Genomic DNA, 796 nt, shown 5'->3' on the forward strand with positions numbered 1-796 from the left:
AAGTTCGGCAGAAAGAGGGATATTTTTATCTCTGAAAAGTGCCGCTTTTGTTTTCCATCTGCAGAGGAGTTCCGCATTTTCTTCCGAAGGCTTGTAATCTTTCAATTCAAGAAACTTTTGGCGCAATTTTTGTTCGGCTGTTTCGACTTTCGGCACGACATCATTCACAAGGTGAAGAAACAATTCTTCCGCTTTCTTGTCAGACGTATTTTCTGTAACGGATCTGTTCGCATCAAAAAAAGCATCGTCTAAAACCGTTATAAGATCACTCCAATTTTCAAGGTATTCATAGACATTTTCTTTGGTAAGGTGATAATTCTGGAGTTCATCGAAATAAGGTTTTATCGTTTCCCAGTCATTCGGATCCAAGAAAAATTTTTTCAATTTCGATCCCCGCTTTCTTCACCGTTTTGATGATTCATCGTTCTTGTGGCAAGGATACTCCAACTTCTATAAGTTGGAGAGGAATTGCCACATTCACCTTCCTTTCTATCAATAATGTTTTTGCACTTTCCAGTTTCTTTAAATTTTTCCAGTTCGCAGACGCATGTATTTTGCTACCGTCTAATTTCCTTAAATCAAAGTATCCACTTGTCCGAAGACCGTATATGAAACATTCCTCACCATTGTACAGAACTTTGTCAAACCTTTTGTATCCTTTTGCAGATTTGATCGTGTTAACTTTCTTTCTCCCACCATTTAACATATTTGCTTTGTGCAATGATCTGTTCTGCCTTCTTACAAATTTGGCAAAGAATGATGATTCTGTCCTCATTGTTGTTGCATTCCCCCCGGC

The 796-nt window shown here is 38.2% G+C and carries 1 protein-coding gene and 1 pseudogene; both read right to left on the reverse strand.

The features are described 5' to 3' along the window. Positions 1–384: hypothetical protein (locus tag ACP5NR_RS08745; RefSeq protein ID WP_428006364.1), on the reverse strand; the 384-nt coding region annotated here is incomplete at its 3' end. A 34-nt stretch (positions 385–418) separates the two neighbouring features. After that, positions 419–796: pseudogene (locus ACP5NR_RS08750) on the reverse strand (RNA-guided endonuclease IscB); the annotation flags it as partial.

The organism is Athalassotoga sp. (genome assembly GCF_049965695.1).
In the GTDB taxonomy this organism is placed as follows: Bacteria; Thermotogota; Thermotogae; order Mesoaciditogales; family Mesoaciditogaceae; genus Athalassotoga.